This window comes from Olivibacter sp. SDN3 (assembly GCF_014334135.1).
Lineage (GTDB): Bacteria > Bacteroidota > Bacteroidia > Sphingobacteriales > Sphingobacteriaceae > Olivibacter.
The window spans coordinates 5,716,392-5,735,738 of the sequence record NZ_CP060497.1 but is presented as its reverse complement, the minus strand read 5'-3'; the positions used below and the strand labels follow the sequence as shown (position 1 = coordinate 5,735,738).

At 39.5% G+C, this 19,347-nt stretch carries 19 protein-coding genes; 8 read left to right on the top strand and 11 right to left on the bottom strand.

Annotated elements, in window-relative coordinates; genetic code table 11:
* Positions 1-50 precede the first annotated feature (50 nt).
* Entirely contained in the window at positions 51-758 is a 708-nt protein-coding gene (locus H8S90_RS24175; RefSeq protein ID WP_187340327.1) for an LrgB family protein, read from the bottom strand.
* Complete coding sequence (locus tag H8S90_RS24170) at positions 755-1,093, bottom strand: CidA/LrgA family protein (RefSeq protein WP_187340326.1); 339 nt, start codon at positions 1,091-1,093, stop codon at positions 755-757. Before H8S90_RS24170 ends, H8S90_RS24175 begins: the two co-directional genes overlap by 4 nt.
* 128 nt (positions 1,094-1,221) lie before the next feature.
* On the opposite strand from H8S90_RS24170, the gene H8S90_RS24165 reads away from it, so the two are divergent.
* Positions 1,222-2,052, top strand: a complete 831-nt coding sequence (locus tag H8S90_RS24165) for an AraC family transcriptional regulator (protein ID WP_187340325.1) — start codon at positions 1,222-1,224, stop codon at positions 2,050-2,052.
* On the opposite strand, the gene H8S90_RS24160 is transcribed toward H8S90_RS24165, so the two are convergent.
* The 5 genes from H8S90_RS24160 to H8S90_RS24140 form a co-directional block, all read right to left on the bottom strand.
* Complete coding sequence (locus H8S90_RS24160) at positions 2,049-3,425, bottom strand: amidohydrolase family protein (RefSeq protein WP_255501723.1); 1,377 nt, start codon at positions 3,423-3,425, stop codon at positions 2,049-2,051. The genes H8S90_RS24165 and H8S90_RS24160 overlap by 4 nt on opposite strands.
* Positions 3,426-3,505: 80 nt before the next feature.
* Positions 3,506-4,165, bottom strand: a complete 660-nt coding sequence (locus H8S90_RS24155; RefSeq protein WP_187340324.1) for a hypothetical protein — start codon at positions 4,163-4,165, stop codon at positions 3,506-3,508.
* Positions 4,162-4,992 carry an ABC transporter permease gene (locus tag H8S90_RS24150; protein ID WP_187340323.1) on the bottom strand — a complete coding sequence of 277 codons (831 nt, stop codon included), beginning with the start codon at positions 4,990-4,992 and terminating at the stop codon, positions 4,162-4,164. The genes H8S90_RS24155 and H8S90_RS24150 overlap by 4 nt, the downstream gene beginning before the upstream one ends.
* A complete protein-coding gene (locus H8S90_RS24145) occupies positions 4,989-5,840 on the bottom strand; it encodes an ABC transporter ATP-binding protein (RefSeq protein ID WP_187340322.1) in 852 nt (283 codons plus the stop codon). Before H8S90_RS24145 ends, H8S90_RS24150 begins: the two co-directional genes overlap by 4 nt.
* Complete coding sequence (locus H8S90_RS24140; RefSeq protein WP_222852185.1) at positions 5,840-6,385, bottom strand: hypothetical protein; 546 nt, start codon at positions 6,383-6,385, stop codon at positions 5,840-5,842. The genes H8S90_RS24145 and H8S90_RS24140 overlap by 1 nt, the downstream gene beginning before the upstream one ends.
* 439 nt (positions 6,386-6,824) lie before the next feature.
* Here H8S90_RS24140 and H8S90_RS24135 point away from each other — a divergent pair, with 439 nt between their 5' ends.
* Positions 6,825-7,238: a nuclear transport factor 2 family protein gene (locus H8S90_RS24135; protein WP_187340321.1), complete on the top strand. Its 414-nt coding sequence runs from the start codon at positions 6,825-6,827 to the stop codon at positions 7,236-7,238.
* A gap of 212 nt (positions 7,239-7,450) precedes the next feature.
* Positions 7,451-8,605 carry an aldose epimerase family protein gene (locus H8S90_RS24130; RefSeq protein ID WP_187340320.1) on the top strand — a complete coding sequence of 385 codons (1,155 nt, stop codon included), beginning with the start codon at positions 7,451-7,453 and terminating at the stop codon, positions 8,603-8,605.
* Positions 8,606-8,646: 41 nt separating this feature from the next.
* Here H8S90_RS24130 and H8S90_RS24125 read toward each other — a convergent pair whose 3' ends face one another.
* Positions 8,647-9,075, bottom strand: a complete 429-nt coding sequence (locus H8S90_RS24125) for a CBS domain-containing protein (RefSeq protein WP_187340319.1) — start codon at positions 9,073-9,075, stop codon at positions 8,647-8,649.
* Between the two features lie 642 nt (positions 9,076-9,717).
* Between H8S90_RS24125 and H8S90_RS24120 the strand changes: the two genes are divergently transcribed.
* Positions 9,718-11,007, top strand: coding sequence for an amidohydrolase family protein (locus H8S90_RS24120; protein ID WP_255501722.1), 1,290 nt, complete (start codon positions 9,718-9,720; stop codon positions 11,005-11,007).
* Positions 11,008-11,031: 24 nt separating this feature from the next.
* Positions 11,032-11,703 (top strand): ankyrin repeat domain-containing protein, encoded by a 672-nt coding sequence (locus H8S90_RS24115; RefSeq protein ID WP_187340317.1) that lies wholly within the window; start codon positions 11,032-11,034, stop codon positions 11,701-11,703.
* Positions 11,704-11,855: 152 nt separating this feature from the next.
* Here the strand turns inward: H8S90_RS24115 and H8S90_RS24110 are convergent, their stop codons facing one another.
* From H8S90_RS24110 to H8S90_RS24105, 3 genes are all read right to left on the bottom strand, one after another.
* The gene (locus tag H8S90_RS24110; RefSeq protein WP_187340316.1) at positions 11,856-13,520 is read right to left on the bottom strand and encodes a WG repeat-containing protein; all 1,665 of its coding nucleotides are present in this window, start codon (positions 13,518-13,520) and stop codon (positions 11,856-11,858) included.
* Positions 13,521-13,609: 89 nt separating this feature from the next.
* Positions 13,610-13,771, bottom strand: coding sequence for a hypothetical protein (locus tag H8S90_RS26060; RefSeq protein ID WP_222852184.1), 162 nt, complete (start codon positions 13,769-13,771; stop codon positions 13,610-13,612).
* A gap of 41 nt (positions 13,772-13,812) precedes the next feature.
* Entirely contained in the window at positions 13,813-14,409 is a 597-nt protein-coding gene (locus H8S90_RS24105) for an SIMPL domain-containing protein (protein ID WP_222852183.1), read from the bottom strand.
* 504 nt (positions 14,410-14,913) lie between these two features.
* On the opposite strand from H8S90_RS24105, the gene H8S90_RS24100 reads away from it, so the two are divergent.
* From H8S90_RS24100 to H8S90_RS24090, 3 genes are all read left to right on the top strand, one after another.
* Positions 14,914-15,759 carry a helix-turn-helix transcriptional regulator gene (locus H8S90_RS24100; RefSeq protein ID WP_187340314.1) on the top strand — a complete coding sequence of 282 codons (846 nt, stop codon included), beginning with the start codon at positions 14,914-14,916 and terminating at the stop codon, positions 15,757-15,759.
* A 312-nt stretch (positions 15,760-16,071) separates the two neighbouring features.
* The gene (locus tag H8S90_RS24095) at positions 16,072-18,240 is read left to right on the top strand and encodes a hypothetical protein (RefSeq protein WP_187340313.1); all 2,169 of its coding nucleotides are present in this window, start codon (positions 16,072-16,074) and stop codon (positions 18,238-18,240) included.
* Between the two features lie 347 nt (positions 18,241-18,587).
* Positions 18,588-19,274 (top strand): hypothetical protein, encoded by a 687-nt coding sequence (locus tag H8S90_RS24090; protein ID WP_187340312.1) that lies wholly within the window; start codon positions 18,588-18,590, stop codon positions 19,272-19,274.
* Positions 19,275-19,347: the final 73 nt, after the last annotated feature.

Here is a 19,347-nt window from a genome sequence, read left to right as displayed (position 1 = left end):
ATACCCGATGTTTTTAGTAATTGCGCCGAATATAATAGGGTTACAGATATTTACAGGGGAATCCAAATGGCTAATAGTCGTAAAATATATGGCGCAAGGAGAGCCGTTAGTATGCCATTTATAATCAGTCCCAAACTGGAGAATGCGCCAAAAGTAGGGCTGATATCCATAGATTTAGCAGTACCGATGGCATGAGCTGCCGTCCCCATAGACAGCCCTTGAGCTATCGGATTATCTATTCTAAAGAGCTTCATAATTACGTATCCGGATGAGGCGCCTAAAATACCTGCTATGATGACGATGCAAGCTGTTAAAGAAGGAATTCCGCCAATTTCCCGGGATACCTCCATGGCAATGGGAGTGGTAACGGATTTAGGTGCAATGGAAAAAATCACTTCTCTGGTTGCACCCATCAACCAAGCGGTCAGAACAACGCTGATAATGCCGAATACGCAACCAACAAGCTGACTGATAACAATAAGTAACACTTGCTTTTTGATTTTCTCCAACTGTCTAAAAAGAGGCACACCCAAGGCTACCACCGCTGGTTTCAATAAATAGGAGAGCATACGACTGCCCTCTTCATATTGTTCATATTCGACATGAAAGATCGTCAATAGCGTGATCAGTAGCGCTATAGACACGAGAATGGGATGTAAAAAAAACAGCATGGTGCGCTTATGGAGCTTTAATGCAAAAAAATAACAAGCTAATGTAACAGCTATGGAAAAAGCTGGGCTAACAAATATATTTTTCATCTCTTTTTTCTGAGCAATTGATGCGTCCAACCCGTTACCGCCAATATAACTACAGTACTGACCATAGAAGCTATAATGATCGACCAAAAAGATCTACTGATAACATCCACGTAACAAATAATCGCCACGCCTGCTGGCACAAAAAAAAGTCCCATATTGTGAAGCAGAACAGCTGCAGCCTTGTCCACAGCGTCTACTTTTATCCATTTTAACTTAAGAAAAAACGTAAGCAAAAGCATTCCCACAATGCTAGCAGGTAACTTCAGGCCTGTGACTGCCACAATCAGCTCACCTAATGCTAAGCAAATAAATATAAAAGTCCATTGTTTCATCATTGTATACGTAGTTCGTATGGTTGTTTAAGCTGCAAATTTCTTATGCACGTAGCGTTTATTTTTGGTAAGTAAACAACAATATCTTGTATATTCGCTTTATAAAAAGGTAATCAAAGCACTACACCTAAATGAAACAACTCAGGCAGTTCGCTCCATTAGTAGTAGAAGAGTTAGTAGAAAATAGTTTTCACGCCCCTTTACATCATCAGAATTATTATGAAATTATCTATATTGTGAGCGGAAGCGGTACACATAAAATCAACCAGAACCGTTTCCACTATCAGTCTGGCGACCTCTTTCTAATATCACCTGAGGATGAACATCATTTTGAGATAGCCGAACAAACCCATTTTATCTTTATAAAATTTACAGATGACTATTACCCTATTTATACCGGGATGAATCTGTCTAAGGAACCGATTGGAATAGCCCCGCTATTGCTGATGCGTCATAAGTTGCTTAAGGAGGTTAAGCTGTCATTTTTCCCACCTTTTACAACGATATTAAAAAACGTAATGGACAATATCGTAACCTACTGGCACTTTTATGAGAATATGCGCTCAGCGCTCATCTACCAACAGATAACTACCATTCTCTGCATTATTTCAGAAACACTCGACAGAACCCACATTAACCTAAAAAAAGAGCAGGTACCGTCAAATTCGGTATTATATTATTTACATGAACATATTTATGAGCCGGATAAGCTACTGATCAAAAACATCGCCACCAAATTTGGTATTGCTCCCAATTACTTCAGTACTTGGTTTAAAAGGACCTTTGATATATCCTATAAGGAGTACATCAACCGATACCGTTATCAGCTAATTCGCCGAAGAATCGACCACGAAAAGCAAAAATTGAAACAAGTTGCGAATGAGTTTGGTTTTACTGACGAAAGCCATCTCTCGCATTTTCTAAAAAAACAAGAAGAAGCAAACCGGCCTCGATCGATTTAATCCTTTATTGGACCTGTACTTACAGCTTTGCCCTTCTTATATACAGCTTCAATCATTTGGGTGTTTTTGATATCATCCAGCGGGTTTCCATTAAGCACAATCAGGTCGGCTATTTTCCCCTTTTCCAAGGTTCCAAAACGGTCGTCTATCTTCAATACTTTTGCTGCATTTTGGGTTGCCACGGTAATGGCCTGTAAAGGTGTCAATCCTGCCCGTACCAAAAGCGCTAGTTCACGGTGCTCGGCAAAACCCTGTGCCCTCACTGGAGAAGCACCAGAATCTGTGCCCAATGCAACCAAAATACCAGCATCAAAAATCTTTTTCAGATTAATAAGTGCCGTTTCAAAAGCTGCTTTATTTTTAGTGTAGGCGGCAGCTTCCTTCATTTTTTTCTGGTAGTCGGCCGAAGTGATCATTTCGTACACCCCGGGTTCCAAAGCCTCCTTAAAAAATGTCTCCTCTATCCAATCGGGTTTAATGGCATAAATATAGGCAAACTCATCTAAAGTAAGCGTAGGTATATATTTTACATCTTTTTCTTTCATCTGCATCAATAAGCTATCGTCCACCTCTTGATCCCTGATGCTATGTCCGATAACATCTACACCATCAGCTACAAGTTGGTGGGCATCGCTAAGGTAATAGGCATGGGCAACAACCGCTATATTATGTCTATGCGCTTCAGAAATAATGGTTTTATAAACAGCGCTATCGATTTTTTTTACCTCACCTCCGAAATCATCTACCCATATCTTAACGGCTTGTACATTCAAGCTTGCCAAGCTATCAATCTTGGCAGCCACTTCCGTAATACTATCTGGCCGATAAACCTTATCCATTGCACTGCCCATAGGAGGGGCTCCCTGAGGTGCTCCGAAACCATAACCGGCAGAATACATCGAAGCGCCTTCAAGTTGGCCATTTTTCAGCGAATCATACAGCCCATTTTCGAACAATAACGGTCTATCTGTGCCCATCGATAAAACATTTAGAATCCCATAATCCGCGTACTTCTTCAACTGGCGAAGTATGTTATCTCTTGTATAATTTTTCCCTGTGGCGTCTGTGCCCTTTAAGGTACCAACATGTACGTGGGCACTAATAAAGGCAGGCACCACCGTTTTTCCCGTAAGATCGATAACCGAGGCTATACCAGAGGTGTCAAGATGTTGACCTATAGCCGTAATCAGGCTGTCTTCTATTAAGATATCCGTCTGTTGCAGTGCATCCGCGCCAGTGCCATCTATGATCGTAGCATTTCGCAACAAAACCGCATCCGCCGAAACAGATGTATTATCCTGTCTATTCTCGCAGGTGCAGAAAATGAACGCCGTCACTGCTAAGAAAAATGTGTTTGCCAGTATTTTCATCATACGTATAATTTATTGATATCTTAATTCACAAACAAAGAAACCTCGAAATTGTTAAGCGGAAATGGTTAATGTATCATCAATTAGGATCTATACTGGATATCATAATCCTTCAACTGCATTTTTATGATACCCGTCTTGGTTTCTTGACTTTTCATTTGCTTTCGATCGATCTCGGTGTCTTTTCCCATAAAATTGAGCGGTATCTTTAAGCGTTCAAGGGCAAAAGAGGCTTCTACATGACTGGGTAAGACATCTTTGGTAGATGCATAACGCATGGATAAGGTATAAGAGCCTTCTTTACGTGTATTGATTTCTGATGCGAGGATGCGCATCGTGTGCTGATCGATGTATAAGGTTACCAAAGCCAATTCCGACAGTTTATCTGTGGGGATCACATTGATTACCTTTGCCAATTTTCCATCCCTTTGTTCCATTCCCCGGTCGACCGTAATAAAAGGATATCGAAAGATCTCCGATAAGGAAAAGTCGAGCCCTCGACGGGGAAGCATCACAAAATCATCAGAAGAGAATTTCATCCTTTTCCCCTCCTCATAATAGACCTTAGCCGTTTTAGTCGGCATATTAATAAAGGAGACCTCTAAGTCCAAAACAACGGTGGCCGAAAACTGCTGTACCGCATCCAATCTTTTTTTAACCTTTAAAAGATCCGCATCTATCTCTTGTGTATACCCTAACAAAAAAATGAAGCAAAGACATATACCCATTAGCAATCGTATCATTCTATATCTCGTTTGTGAAAAACAAAAGTACCGATAAATATCAGTAAAACGCTATATAGTGCGAGTACTGTATTGTTCATGAAGACCCTTTTCCAATCAGTTTCATAATAGAAAAATTCCTGCCAGGTATCTACCAACTTCGGGAAAAACAATATATTCATAAAAGCTGCGCCAAAGTCTATTTTCAACAATAAATTGGTAACTACCAGAACCAGTGCTGCCACTATCCAGGTTTTAGTCGCTTCCTTTAAAAAGATAGCAAGCGTGACGCTGATCACGCTGTAAAAAATCATCACCATACTACCACAGGCAAAGGCCCAACAAATCCGTTTGAAAGCATCAGCCGATTCAAAAAAATTCAGTGTATTTAGGTATACCACCAAGTCACCTTTACCAAAAGCGGTATAGGCAAGCAAGCACGTACTAATCATCATGAAAGCCATCACGAATAAAGTGAAACCGATCGCTATCAGGTATTTTGCAGTTATGAACTTCCATTTCTTCACCGCTTGCAAAAGTACTGTTTGCATCGTACCATCCTTATATTCATCTGTTAGCATACTAGAGGTAATAATCATCAATATGAGCGGCAAATTAAACCATAAGGAATTCAACACAATGTACAAAATCAGGTTACCGTTCAGCAAAGTACCCTCAAAAAAGAATGACTGCTTCAGGTTATCGAGCAACACATCCAGAATGGTACTTCCCTGATAGTACGCTGTTATCAGAATTAACAGTTCTATTACGAAAACAGCTCCCAAAGCATAATAAGTTTTACTCTGTTTGATTACTTTTAAAATTTCGGCTCGTAATAACAGCTTCATCTGATGGGTTTGATTAATTGTTCCAGAGTAAGTTCAGGGGTAAAGGCGTTTACCAGAATACCTTCTGCCAGCAGCTTCTGCAGCAGATCGGGAATTGCTGTTGCCGGGCACTCAACGCTCGCATCATGCAAACCCATAACGGCATTGTACTTTTTCAAAATGATCGAGCTGCTGATGTTCGTCGCCGTGATCGTAAAACGTTGAACATGTCGGTCAATTAATTGCGCAGGGCTTCCTTGGTTCACTACCCTTCCCCCATCTATAACGTATAAAAAATGGCAGCACCTGCTCAGTTCGCCCATCAAATGAGAAGAAAGCAAGATAGCAATGCCTTCCTTGCTTGCGAGTTGCTCAATGAGCTTAACCAGAGAAGCCACCCCAATTGGGTCAAGCCCCGAAAAGGGTTCGTCAAGCACCAAACATTCAGGGTTATTAAGCAATGCAATGGCTATTCCTAATCGCTGCTTCATTCCTAACGAGAAATTGCGCACAGGGTCTTTGCGGTCGATGGGCAACCCCACCTTTTTTAGGTGTTGCTCCAAGACAGGACGATCGGTTTTTGCCCCCTGTATACCAGCAAATATTTTCAGGTTATCATAGGCGTTAAGGTAATTATAGAGGCCTGGTTTTTCGATGATCCCACCAATAGGTTTCTCCCGGGTGGAGGCAATGCTTACCCTGCCTTCATCCGCCTTTATCAAACCGCACAGAATCCGGAATAATGTTGTTTTACCTGCGCCATTGCGTCCCAGAAGGCCAACAATCTGTCCTGCCTCGATGTTGATGCTCACCTTATTCAACGCCTTTCCCGAAGGGTATGTTTTGCTCAGCTGGTGTCCTACAAGCATTAGATAGAAAGTTTTTGGTTAAGCGCTCTAAAATTAAATTTTGGTTCGTAATGTTTTTCCATAAAAGTCCGCGACCAAAAGTATCTTTTAAATAAGAACAAGGGATCATTCACCATAAACTGTGGTATAAAATGGAACCATTTAATCCCGGTTTTCCGATAATATTTCTGTGCCTGATCTGCTAAGCCCAACTCTCGCGCCGCTACCATCAACGCATTACGCTGACATTTGGAACCGCTGTAGTGCCTGGCGACTTTCGCTGTAAAACCATGTACAAAGAAATAATCTTTTATCCGTTTATAGTTCTGGAACCGCGACCAGGCATCCATCACTACCAGAAAAATATGACTGAAAGAAAACAAGAGGCACCATAACCAGAAGAGGACCATCAGTATAGGATCATGCATATAAGCCTGTTTCAATCTGTCCCAGTAAAAAAGTGATTCCATCACAAAAAGCACCAGCGAGCAGTGTAAGAGATAGCCTACATTCCAATAAGAAACGATCAGGCTCGGCTGTTTCGGCAAAACATTATTGTTCATCATGCTATCATCCTATCGGTTGCCCATAGGCGAAGTGGTTCTGGCATATTAATTTATTTCCTTCATAAGCAAGGAGTGTAATTCAGAAGGGCACGCCTCTTATTGGGTATACGCAAACTTAACGAAAAACACCTTTATATACTAACGAACAGTATTCTTTTTTATGTTAAACAAAATAATATCCAGCTTGTCTAACTATGTATTTTTCTGAAATACAGCAACAAAAGTATCTAAGGCAAATGATAGTTTAGTACATCACTGAGCAGTATGCATCAACTGTGCAACTTGCGTAAAACTCCCGATTGGCGCCACCATCTCAAACATTTTGAAGTAATTGGCATTTATTAATCATTAATTATGATTAATAAAATCAAAATAAATCATTTTCAGCAATTAAAAATATTAAATAGATTTGATTCCAATAAATAAAAATGATTGAACTATGGAAAAGAAACATCCCCTACCTCCATTTATTTTTGAGACAGCTCTAAAGAAGGTACAACTTGCCGAAGATGCATGGAACAGTAAAGACCCGGTAAAAGTATCCAAGGCTTACACCAGAGATACCGAATGGAGAAACCGCGACCTATTCATCAATGGAAGAGATGAAGTTCTCCAATTTTTAAGTCAAAAATGGGAGATAGAACTTGACTACAAATTAAAAAAGGAGTTATGGGCATTTACCGATAACAGGATAGCTGTCAGGTTTGAATATGAGTATCATGATGAATCTGGACAATGGTTCCGCGCTTATGGAAATGAAAATTGGGAATTTAATTCAGATGGACTTATGAAAAAGAGATTTGCTTCGATTAACGATATACCTATCCACGAAAAGGATCGAAGAATCCTTTAACAGCACCACCATTTGCGTCGACTTTCTCTTTAGCCAGTCTTTGTCGTCATGAAAGGATATTTTTTTAACATAAGGGTATTAATCAGGTAGTTTATATTTAAATACGGCTTCCCACAACTAGCGAACAATTTGCATAAAGGCATTTTTTACGTATGTTTGAAAGGCTTTGGGCAATGAGTGCCTGAAGTGTTAATAACCCAAGTTACCTTCAAATGATCCGTGCTATATCCATCATTACTATCATTATTGTATCGATTACCTTACTTAATTCCTGCTCACAGGAAAAGGCAACATCAAATAATCAGCAGCCATTAAATAGGGCAGATTTTCAGACAGCGCTTCAAGGCGATTCTACCGATCTATTTATCATTCGGAATGACCAAGGTTTGGAAGCCGCTATCACCAATTATGGTGCCCGGATCGTAGCACTATGGGTGCCTGATAAAAACGGAGTGATGCAAGATGTCGTACTTGGTTTTGAAACGATCGACGATTACCTTGCTCAGCCTTCCTCTTTTGGCGCTACCATGGGGCGTGTAACGAATCGCATTGCCTATGGAAAATTTGTACTTGACGGCGATACCGTACGACTGGATAAAAACAATGAACAGCATACTATCCATGGTGGTAACAACGGTTGGCGGCAACAAATTTTCAAAGCTCAACAACCGAATGATAGCACATTGATCCTCACCTATTTTTCACCGGACGGTGAAGCTGGTTTTCCCGGCAATGTTAATGTGCAAGTAACCTATACATTAACGGCCGCTAATGCATTAGACATTGATTATACCGCGGAAACCGATAGAAAAACGGTCATAAACATGACCAACCACAGCTTTTTTAATCTTTCGGGCGACCTAACTTCGTCCATAATGGATGACATCCTTTATATAAATGCTGACCATTACACGCCATTAGACACCTCATTGATTACTACCGGAGAAATAAGACCGGTGGCTGATAGCCCTTTTGATTACAGGACCCCGATGAGCATACGTGAAGGTATTGCCCGAGACAGTGCACACAAACAGATTCAACTTGTTGACGGATTGGATCATAATTGGGTATTAAATACCAAAGGCGAAATTGATGTATTAACCGCCAAAGTGTACTCTCCAGCGAGTGGTATTGGTCTGGAAGTATATACCAATGAACCTGGGATACAGGTCTACACAGGCAATATGTTAGACGGATCTCAAAAGGGTAAAGGTGGTTATCCACTTAATAAACAGCAAGCCATCTGTTTAGAAACGCAACATTTTCCTGATGCACCAAATAAACCCGAGTGGCCGTCGACGGTACTGAAACCAGGAGAAACCTACCACAGCAAATGCATTTACAAATTCACGGTAGGCAACGAATAGCTTTTATATTTTGAGCATTTAAATCATAGTGCAATTATCTATCAACTATTGATATAACTCTCCAATTGGCTGATCGTTTCTTTTTGATCTTCAATAATGCTTTTCACCAAATCTCCAATAGACAACATCCCGATCACTTGTTTATTCTCCACAACTGGTAGGTGTCGAAAATGATTATTGGTCATCAAGCTCATACAGTGATCTATTCTGTCAAAGCTTGTAATGGTTTGCGGGTTTGCTGTCATCACTTCACGGATAGAGGTGTCTTTTGAAGCTTTCCCTTGCAAAATGATTTTCCGTGCGTAATCCCTCTCGGTAAAAATGCCCAGTAATTCATCGTGCTCAATCACCAGCAATGCACTGATATTTTTTTCCATCATTAGCTCTAAAGCATCAAATACAGAATCATGAGAAGATACTGCATAAACAATTGCTGGTTTGTTGTTAAGAATGTGTTGAACCGTTTTCATAATATGTTTAGTTTATAAAATGGGTGCGCTATGGCTAAACTAGTATACGACAGTAACGAGAAAAAGGTAATAATTGGGCGCTTAGTTTACTATAAGTTATATTGTAAAGTTAACCATTTTTACCTAAAATAAAAAGCATGTTTTTAACTACTAAACAAACACCCCTCCTACTTTTATGGCAAAAGCTTTGATATTATACGCTGCTGGCCCAATTATTATTTCTTATCATAAAACCAAGTACAATCCAAGGGCACAAGCCTACCTTTGTGTTAACGTAACGAAACTTTATAAAAGCCATTAACATGAAAGTTTGAATCCTAACAATGAGAGATATTCCCATTGGGGTCAATTTCAATAGACAAATTTTTAGGTATAGTTAAGGTTAAGTCTGTTCAGAGACTTGACATCTTTATGCAATACAGCAACAGGTATATCTCAGTACAAGTGGCTACTTAACTGGGCTTAACATCAATTCCCCACACGCAAATAAAGCCTTTCAAGTGATGCTATCAGCCTTTGTTATAAATTTTACAAGTAAAGGCATGATTTGGCCACTGCTTTCTTTGTCGCTAAGCTTACTTTTGCATAAAAAAGAATATGGTAGCATCAATTTCCCGTAAAAGCTTTATCAAAAGTTCTTCTATGGCGTTAGCCGGGTTATCGACTGGCGTCAGCCAATTAGGTACAAATCCGGTGAACCAATCATCTCTAGAAAAAGTCAATAATATTGGCAGCAAATTCAGAATAAAAAATGTGCGGTTAGAAACCGGTTTTGAGTATGAGGAAGGAGAAGTCAGCGCAACCACAACAGCGCTCTTCACTGTTGAAATCAGCGATGGCAAAATCCAGGCGATACGACCTAATACATCACAAGCAGATGATATGGATGCGAAGGGCTTGCTGATGCTACCGGCCTTCCGGGATATGCATATTCATTTAGATAAAACATTTTACGGAGGGCCTTGGAAGGCAACAAAGAAACGACAAGGAGGAGTAAAGGGCATGATTGCGTTAGAACAGGAAATTCTTCCAACCTTATTAGAAACCTCTACACAACGTGCAGAAAAACTCATCGAATTGCTACAATCATGTGGATCTAATTTTGCAAGAAGCCATGTCAACATCGAACCGACCTCTAAACTAGAATCACTACAACATTTACAAACAGCCTTAGCGAATAAAAAAAGAGGTTTTGAGGCAGAACTTGTAGCTTTTCCACAGCACGGCGTATATTATACCCAATCTGAACAATGGATGAAAGAAGCCGCCGAAATGGACATAGGTTATATTGGTGGTGTTGACCCCTATACGGTAGATGGAGCCATTGAAAGGACGATGGACTTCACAATACAATTGGCTTTAGACCATAATAAAGGTATTGATATACACCTGCACGAAAGCGGAGATTCGGGCTTAAAGACAGTGGAGTATCTTATTAATAAGGTCAATGAAAATCCTATATTAAAAGGAAAAACATACCTGAGCCATTGCTTTGTACTGGCCGCACTGGAGAAAGCAAAACAGGAGGAGATGGCAGAAAAGTTAGCAGATGCTAAAATAGGGGTTATTTCTACCATTCCTTTTGGCGGGCTCATTATGCCTATCCCAACCCTTTACCAATACGGCGTTGAGGTGATGACTGGTAATGATAGTATTATTGACCATTGGAACACCTGGGGTCTGGGAAGCGTTCTCCAAAAAGCCAATATGATGGCCCAATTATATGGCTATTCAACTGAATTTGACCTTTCAAGAAGTTTAAAACTTGCTACCTGCAACGTATTACCTTTAGATGACAATGGAAAGCAACAATGGCCAAAACCGGGTGATATGGCTGATCTGGTGTTGGTTGATGCTAGCTGTTCGGCCGAGGCCGTGTCTAGGGTTTCGCCTGTAAAATCATTAATTCATCGGGGTAATGTAATATATTAAAGTTTAACATCAACTTTTTAAAGCATGCACTATTTACTATCGATCTTCACTTTATTATTTATGATTCCGTCAGAAATATCAGCTAATATGGTACATCACAACAAGCAAGCAACAATATTGGAGGCTGTTAAGAACAACAAGCCTGCAGCGGTAGAACAAGCGCTAAAAAAGGGAGCCAATGTAAATACACAAGATGCCGCTGGTAGCTCCTTGCTACTGATAGCTACCCACAATGCCAATCTTGAAATGACTCGTTTATTAGTAGCAAAAGGTGCAGATGTGAACCTACAGAATAAATCAAAGGACAGCCCTTTTTTATTTGCAGGTGCGGCTGGATATACCGAATTGGTAAAACTTTTTCTGGCAAATGGTGCTCGATTCGATGTGTTCAATAGGTACAATGGGTCCGCACTCATTCCAGCATGCGAAAGAGGCCACATAGAGGTCGTAAAGATACTCGCCAATACGGAGGGATTTCCTATTGATCATGTCAATCGCTTGGGGTGGACAGCGCTGTTGGAAGCAGTGATTTTAGGAGATGGATCTGAGAAATATGTTAAAACAGTTCAAATTTTGGTAGACGCTGGCTGCGACATTCATATTCCAGATTCAAAGGGAGTAACTGCTCTACAGCATGCTAAAAATAACGGGTATACTAAAATTGCCCAATTGCTGGAAAGCAGTTCAAAAATGTAATCGGATAACGCTTGAACAGTATTATGAAACACGAAGTCGCGATTGGGAAAAGCCCACCTTCAACCCAATTTAATTCCCATTTCTGATAAGTTTTTATCTCATCAATATTCTTGATTGCTATTATGTTAAATAGTATAGCTGCGGTTTGCGTATCACTTCTCTTTGTTTTGTTTATACTGCAACATTCCCGTTTCCATGTCCAAGCCCTGCGTACTAACAAAACTTGCAGTGAAGTTGTTAACTACTGCATATGAATTTCCTTCTACCTTAAGGATGACATAGCTCCTGTTTTCGTCTTTGATATTCTTTTTTTCTTCTACTGTCGGATAATGATCATCCCACGTCGCCAAGTAAAGGTTTTCTACTTGATAGAATGGCATAATATCTGAATAGACACCCGTCGGCACAATTGCTTCCCCCCTCTTATTATATAAACCAATATGCTCTTCTATGCCCTTTTGTACTTGCTTTTCTTCGACTACAAGTATATCTCCCGTTTTTAATACGTCAATACGTTTATATACCGGGGGTAACACCTCTTCTCCTCTCCAATTGATTAGGCCATGCTTTTCTATGGTTTGATTCGATTCCTGCTCCATCAAATTTATGTAATTAAATCCAACCGACGTCGTACCGGCAACTGTTTTTCTAGTGGAGTCTTCACCTTCTTCAAAAGGCAACATTTTCTTTCCGCGTAGATCGTATAAGTGCAACTCGGTAGCCGTATTATTACTTGCCACAATACAAAAAATATCAAAAATACCTTTTGCTTTATTTCTGTAGGAGCCTCCGTAGTTTTTTTGTAAATAAGAAACATTGTCGTCAAACGGGAAGACGACGACCCCGTTCAACAACTTTAAGTAATCATGCTGCGCAGGAATGATAATTTGATCTTCTTTTTTTAGTCCGGTTTGCCCATGCGCATTGACAAATAAACTATAACCTAGATTTTCTAAGCGTGTCTTCACCTCTTCATGATTCATGGTTTGGTATTCTAGATACATTGCATTTGGATTTACAGTATCAGCATCCGGCTCAGGTAAGGTTAGTAAGTGATTAATTTCACTGATTTTTTCATCAACACTTTTATCCTTATTCGTTCCCAAAAATGTATTTATGCCATCGAGCTCGTAATGTTGGAAACCGTTAGTATAGTTGGTTGAATACCGGGATGCTAATTTATTGAGCTGCATATCGTAAATATCGTGTCTGCCTTTTTCTGGTGAGAATTGATATGGATTTTCACGGAATTGCTCATAGAAGCTACCTATTGTGGTATCAACTTTTTGGAATGACGTATAAAATGGGATATTTTCATAGGCATCTAAGGCGATGATATAGGTAAAATGGTGAGGCAATACTTCTTTGCCACTACTGTCTATAAGCCCTGAAAAAAAAGAGGTATCACGAGAAATGTAATATAGCCCGCCCGCTATTTCTAAAGCGCTCAAGTCGTAGTACTCGGGCTGAATAATGTATTCGCCCTGTTTATTGATCACCCCGTAAAACTCACCTTGCCGTACTATAGCATGAGCTTTTAGGAAACTGCTTGCACCATCAAATTGAAATCCGACTGCCAGGTGATGGTTTGCATCAATATAACCCCATTTTCCTTCGTTTCTTACCGCGGCAAGCCCTTCCGAAAACCGGTTAACATCACAGTATTCAGGCGGCACGTTTTTGGCTCGATTTTCCATATTTACAAAACCATAGGTGTTTTTAGAACAGTTACCAAAAGAGGAAAATAGCTCCTGTGCACTTGTAGACATAACGGTTATCAGGTATAAAAAGACAGTAGTGTACCGTAATGGTTGCATTATTATTTAATTTTTAGGGAATGTCTCCCCATTCCAAGGAGTTGGATTGTTATAGAATAAATTGCCATCCGCGAATAATTGTCGGTCAATCATTCATTTGTGCTTCCGCGTCTATCTATTTCCATTGCATCATCGTATAATCCAGTAAAATCAGTTATTTGCAACTTCAAAGCTTTTCTAAATGAATAAACCGGCAAATAGATCGTCAACCAAAGTAAAATATAGGTTGCCAGTATTCTTATTTTACTCATCTCTTTCAAAATATCAGTTCATCCATCCTGGGCAAACAAGTTTACTCCACCTCAAATCTTGCCAACAGTCTATAGGTATTTTTATTTATTCCTGCGTAATAAGATTCAGAACGTACGCTATTGTAGGCGTCGGATACAGAAATAATGTCTCCCAATTTTTTCCTCATGGCTTTGGCTATCACAACAGCTTGTTTTTTTGCGTCTTCTAGGGCTTCTGCGATTATTTCGTCCGGATTGTCTAATGGTTTGTAAAAAACCTTATTGTCATACTTAGCTGTTCCTTTCGTATTTTTTAAATTGTTGAATTTGACAAAATCCGCTTCCGATGCCGTTTCAAATACATAAACGAGCTGCTTTTCTTGCACTCCCAATATCGGTTCATCGCTTTTGACAAACTGGCCTTTCTCAAAACCATTTTTTTCCATCACTTCAAAAAATGTCTTTTCAAGATCCTCCAATGTCGCCTTATCTTCTTCATAAGCGTAGTATTCATTAGCAGTAATAGATATTTTGGCCTGGTATTTATCTATTTGGTTTTCATAATCTACTTCGCCCCGAACCTCAACAAAACGGTGGTTATCCTGCGCTAACGATAAAAAGGGCAAAAGTGCTCCAACAATTAGAATCAGACTTTTCATTTTCATATGCTTAAAATTTATTTCGAAATTTTCCAATAAATGAGCCCGTTTTTGTAGGACTTTAGGGCTATTGATTAGTTAACAACTTCGGATACAAATTTAGATTGCTGAATCGTCCAAAACAATTTTCTGCTGTATACACGGCAACTACCAACCCCAAAAAACCGTCTACAAAGCATCTACATTTTTATTTTTTTATCTTTGATCAGCTGGGGTGCTTATATTTGACTAGATATCTTTGCAATTGAACTTTTGTGGAAGATCAATAACATGATGATTATGGAAAAACGTCGAGCGTATTCGATTAATTTAAAAGGAAAACCGCTAAACCGGCCTTTGCCAAAGAAATAATCGCATCAGCAGCGTATAAATCAGTATACTGATAGATGCTGTGATGATCATTCTGCCGCTTGTGGGAACGGTATTATCGCTCAATATCAGCCAGTTAATTTGGCAGGTAATACCGCTGTCAATCATCCCTGAACTCTTAAATTAGTTGGCTATATGAAAACGAAAGACCATTTTCCAGTTTTGGATATTACCGAATTTCAGGGTAACCGGCTTAGCAAATGTGATTTCTTGTATCATGAGCTCCATGGAGAACGGCATATCGATAAGCCACATAAACATGATTTTTTTCTTTTTCTTCTATTTGAAAAAGGAAATGGTATACATTCGATCGACTTTGTTGACTACATACTATCAGACCATCAAATTCATCTCTTATTTCCTGATCAAGTACATCGATGGACTTTTAAGGAAGGAACTACCGGCTATCAATTAATGATAAGCCGACCGATATTCGAGGTTTTCTCCACCTCCTTAAGGTTCTCTTTTATACATTACCGTAACTATCCTGTGCTCGACCTATCGCCCGATATATTTGAAAAACTACTGTATGAATTCAAGGCAATTCAGCAAAATCTCAATGAAAGGCCCGTATTCTGGGATCTGGTACACACCCGAAGTAAAATCATCGCATTGTTGGTGAGTCGGGAAGCTGAAGATCGGTTCAAGGATTTTACAGTTTACAACACAAAACCTCAACTTTTTAAGTACCTCTCCCTCATTGACACCCATTTCAAGGAAGAAAAAACAGTTTCCTTCTATGCTGAAAAACTAAACATTACTGCTAACTATCTAAATATTCTCTGTAAAAGGCACTTTCATGTTTCGGCGACCTCCCTAATTCAAAACAGGGTTGTACTGGAGGCTAAAAGGCTTATCCAAGCTTCTGAATTGTCGATAAAAGAAATTGCATTTGAATTGGGCTTTTATGACCATTCCTATTTTTCCAACTTTTTCAAGACACAAACCGGGATCGCGCCAACAGCATTTAAGAAGCAGTAATAAGGTCTCTATTGTCGCTTTATCATTAATGCCACTCCATAATGGTCGACTTATCGGTGGTCTTACAAAATGAAATGATGAAGTACTGTTATAATAAGCACAAAAAATGAGCAATTTATGTGTTGTACGCAATTCCTTCCTTTCAATCTTCTCTGTGGATGAAAGATGGATATATGGGTCTTCTAAAATGTTTTCACTTTGCATTCGTCACAGTAGCGTTACGTATGAGCTAAAGGATTATTTATTATCTTCCGAAACCTAAAAATCGAATATTGTAACAAACGATAGAAATCATTAAAAAAGAACATTCTTATGAGTAAAAAAGTAATCTCTGTATTTACAGTATTTGCAGGTATGTTGATGTTATGCAGTTTTGTAACATTGTATTCATCTGATAAAAAAAAACAGGAGAATAAGATAGAGGGTAGGATTGTTTACAATAAGAAGAAACATAGCATAACGTTATCATGGCCAGCATTCGGCTCTTCTGGAGATTATGTAATCACAAGAGGGGGCAGTCGTTTGGCGTCAGATTTTGTGTCTGTGGGTTCGACTTCCAGATTGACATTTACAGATAATAAGCCAAATGCAGATAAGTACGAAAACTATTATAAAATTACCCGTAACACGATAACAATAATACTTTCGCTGGAGAACCAAATTTTTGGTAACAATATGTATTTCTACGATAGAAAACATGAAAAAGCAGAAACTGCACGAAACGAAATTAATTCGCACTTTGATGCTATTGGTCTAGGCGGATCAAATGGCGAGTGGACTACAAAACGTCAGGCATATTATTTCAAAGCAAATGTTGATGGTCAAACTTACGATTCGGGTGGTTCGGGTTCTGCATCATCGGCAGAGGCTAACGCCATAGAATTAGGATTCTACGCTCACATTGGAGGTTTGGGCAAAGTGCCAACAGATGTTAAATTGGGTTCTATATTCACTAGGCCTCACCTTTCGGGTGGAGCAAATGCTACGTGCACATTTTGGCGTTCTGTGGAAAATGTGGCTGTGATGCGAGATTTTGCTTGGACAGTTTCCCAATCAACTAGTGCACGAAGAATGCTGATTGAAAGCACTTCGAAATATATTTCAGATGTTGGAGACACCAACTTTTGGGGTAGCGGTGGCTTTATCGCCGACACTCGTTACACATCATCCAGACCAAACTGGGGTGGACAACAACAATGGTACACCAGAAATGCTATTTTCCCTTCAGGCTCAGAAGCTATGGGTGGATCGTATAATATGGTTTGGCAAGGGTGTGTCAATCCTCCACAAGCGGATGATACCAACTCTCCAATTCCTGCTACACCTATTATCAGAGAAAAACCTTTCCTTTTTATAGATAACGATGGTGAATACAAAGTATTTGTTCCCGCGTGGCAAAAGGATAGAGTTGGAGTTTCTTGGTCGTCAACAGATATGGGCAAAGGCGAAATTCAAAATTTGCTTACCGACTGGTATGTTGCCAAAGAAGGCGACACCGATGTAGAAATCAATACAGCGCTAAAGGCTGGCAAAAATATATTTTTCACACCAGGGCACTACGCATTGAATGCTCCTATTCAAGTGAATAGAAAAGACGCCATACTTCTAGGTGCTGGTATAGCTTCGGTAACGCTAGAGCCTACCGAGAAAAATACTTGGGGCTGTATCTATGCTGACGACAAAGATGGAATTATCATTGCCGGACTTCTTATGGATTCATTCAATAGTACAACTTATCAAGTTAGAATTGGTGACGAAGAAGCAAATGCAGACCATTCTCCAAATCCTATCTTGCTCACAGACATCACCTGTAGAGTAGGTGGAGTGCAATCAAAAAATATTCAGATACATACTTCTATGCAAATAAACAGCAACAATGTGGTGGGTGACCACTTCTGGCTGTGGCGTGCCGATCATGGTTCGCAACGTGGCGGAGATGTACGTTGGGTAAGAGATAGATGTAAAAATGGACTTATCATTACTGGCGATGATGTTACGCTTTATGCCCTATTTGCCGAACATTATCAAGAATATGAAGTACTGTGGTTGGGAGAACGTGGTAGAACTTATTTCTTCCAAAACGAACCACCGTATGATGCCCCAAATCAAGCAAGTTGGAGCAGTCAAGGAGGCAGAGTTGATGGTTACGCAGCATTCAAAGTAGCTAATACTGTAAAAGAACATCATAGCATAGGAATGGGTTCTTATGCAGTTTTCACAGGAACTGATGGCAATGTGAATAAGAAAAATGGGTTTGAAATACCTAATAGCCCGAATGTGAAACTCGAAAAAATAGTTGTCACTCGTTTTTCTGGCCCGGGTAATATCCAAAATGTTATCAATGGTTTTGGTGGTAGCACAGCAACCGGTGTAAAACGTGTGGCATTATACAACGATGGTGCAGGTATACAACCATACGACGAAGAATTTGATTTGCCCAATCGTGAATCATATCCTGTGTATATTGCTATGGATAAGTAAATAAGAAAAGGTGCATCCTTACTAGAAAATCTTCCTAACAAAGCAAAACGCTGAAGACCGATTAATCTTCAGCGTTTTTTCATTTCTCAAAGCGGAAAAAGATGAAATAGCACCAAAAAAAGCAACGAACTCCACTCCTAAAGAATACATTAAGGCAAATTCAAAGGTTAATTGACCGCAATTCTGTTCAGCTGCATCCATGCGAACTGCTCTTAGTCACCGAAGAGTTATCATTGCATAAAAAAAATAATTATGAAACCGAGATGTAAATATTATTGACATACAGGGCAATAATTATTTACATCGAGCTCCCATCAACAATTGAAAAAAATAAAAAGATGAAAACAATGAACTCATTCAAGTCTGCAATTGCCCCAAAAATCCGTAGGGTCATCGGTAGCATTTTATTCGGAAGCGCATCTCTTGCAACGAACTGTTTTGCGCAAACACCCGCCCGCGCAGGTGTTATTGCACAAGGAGATAGCCAGCAATCTAAAACGGTACCTCTGGAAAAGTTCTCAGGATATTACCAGTTTCCCAGTAAAGCAGGTTTTATTCAATTTGAACTAAAAGACAATACACTTTTTGCCAAACAATTATGGGATAACAAAGAATACCAGCTCATCCAGATCGATGAAACGAATTTTGAATCAAAAGGGGAAGGTCACAAAGTCGAATTCCTAAAAGACAATTCCGGTCAGTTTACCCATGCTAAATTATTGGGAAGAATCATAACGGTAAAAGTCGGATTTGATCCCAAAATAATCAAACAGTTATCGGCAGCACAACTTAAAAGGCTAGAAGGAACTTATATCTTAAAGGATGACAGTAACCTTAAGCTCGATATTCTATCTTCAGGAACAGGATTAACGATAAAGCAACTATGGGATAATAAAGAAGTCGCTTTTACGCCCAGATCAGAAACTTTTTTCCTAAATGATGACGGTACTTTCCCGCTGACGTTTTTATTGAGCGATGGAGAAGCCGTGCAGGTCACCTGTTTTAAAGACGATATATGGCTCAAAGCAAAATAGACAGTGATGATACAAAAGATTTTAATCAAATCTCAAAATCTTCCTGAACGCTAACATCTATAATTAATTTATT

What these genes read in the sequence shown, in the direction of transcription:
- H8S90_RS26060 (WP_222852184.1), bottom strand. Translation starts at nt 13,771, where the DNA reads ATGAGTAAAATAAGAATACTGGCAACCTATATTTTACTTTGGTTGACG.
- H8S90_RS24105 (WP_222852183.1), bottom strand. Translation starts at nt 14,409, where the DNA reads ATGAAAAGTCTGATTCTAATTGTTGGAGCACTTTTGCCCTTTTTATCG.
- H8S90_RS24100 (WP_187340314.1), top strand. Translation starts at nt 14,914, where the DNA reads ATGAAAACGAAAGACCATTTTCCAGTTTTGGATATTACCGAATTTCAG.
- H8S90_RS24110 (WP_187340316.1), bottom strand. Translation starts at nt 13,520, where the DNA reads ATGCAACCATTACGGTACACTACTGTCTTTTTATACCTGATAACCGTT.
- H8S90_RS24155 (WP_187340324.1), bottom strand. Translation starts at nt 4,165, where the DNA reads ATGATACGATTGCTAATGGGTATATGTCTTTGCTTCATTTTTTTGTTA.
- H8S90_RS24170 (WP_187340326.1), bottom strand. Translation starts at nt 1,093, where the DNA reads ATGATGAAACAATGGACTTTTATATTTATTTGCTTAGCATTAGGTGAG.
- H8S90_RS24135 (WP_187340321.1), top strand. Translation starts at nt 6,825, where the DNA reads ATGGAAAAGAAACATCCCCTACCTCCATTTATTTTTGAGACAGCTCTA.
- H8S90_RS24125 (WP_187340319.1), bottom strand. Translation starts at nt 9,075, where the DNA reads ATGAAAACGGTTCAACACATTCTTAACAACAAACCAGCAATTGTTTAT.
- H8S90_RS24130 (WP_187340320.1), top strand. Translation starts at nt 7,451, where the DNA reads ATGATCCGTGCTATATCCATCATTACTATCATTATTGTATCGATTACC.
- H8S90_RS24095 (WP_187340313.1), top strand. Translation starts at nt 16,072, where the DNA reads ATGAGTAAAAAAGTAATCTCTGTATTTACAGTATTTGCAGGTATGTTG.
- H8S90_RS24150 (WP_187340323.1), bottom strand. Translation starts at nt 4,992, where the DNA reads ATGAAGCTGTTATTACGAGCCGAAATTTTAAAAGTAATCAAACAGAGT.
- H8S90_RS24120 (WP_255501722.1), top strand. Translation starts at nt 9,718, where the DNA reads ATGGCGTTAGCCGGGTTATCGACTGGCGTCAGCCAATTAGGTACAAAT.
- H8S90_RS24090 (WP_187340312.1), top strand. Translation starts at nt 18,588, where the DNA reads ATGAACTCATTCAAGTCTGCAATTGCCCCAAAAATCCGTAGGGTCATC.
- H8S90_RS24165 (WP_187340325.1), top strand. Translation starts at nt 1,222, where the DNA reads ATGAAACAACTCAGGCAGTTCGCTCCATTAGTAGTAGAAGAGTTAGTA.
- H8S90_RS24115 (WP_187340317.1), top strand. Translation starts at nt 11,032, where the DNA reads ATGCACTATTTACTATCGATCTTCACTTTATTATTTATGATTCCGTCA.
- H8S90_RS24160 (WP_255501723.1), bottom strand. Translation starts at nt 3,425, where the DNA reads ATGATGAAAATACTGGCAAACACATTTTTCTTAGCAGTGACGGCGTTC.
- H8S90_RS24140 (WP_222852185.1), bottom strand. Translation starts at nt 6,385, where the DNA reads ATGATGAACAATAATGTTTTGCCGAAACAGCCGAGCCTGATCGTTTCT.
- H8S90_RS24175 (WP_187340327.1), bottom strand. Translation starts at nt 758, where the DNA reads ATGAAAAATATATTTGTTAGCCCAGCTTTTTCCATAGCTGTTACATTA.
- H8S90_RS24145 (WP_187340322.1), bottom strand. Translation starts at nt 5,840, where the DNA reads ATGCTTGTAGGACACCAGCTGAGCAAAACATACCCTTCGGGAAAGGCG.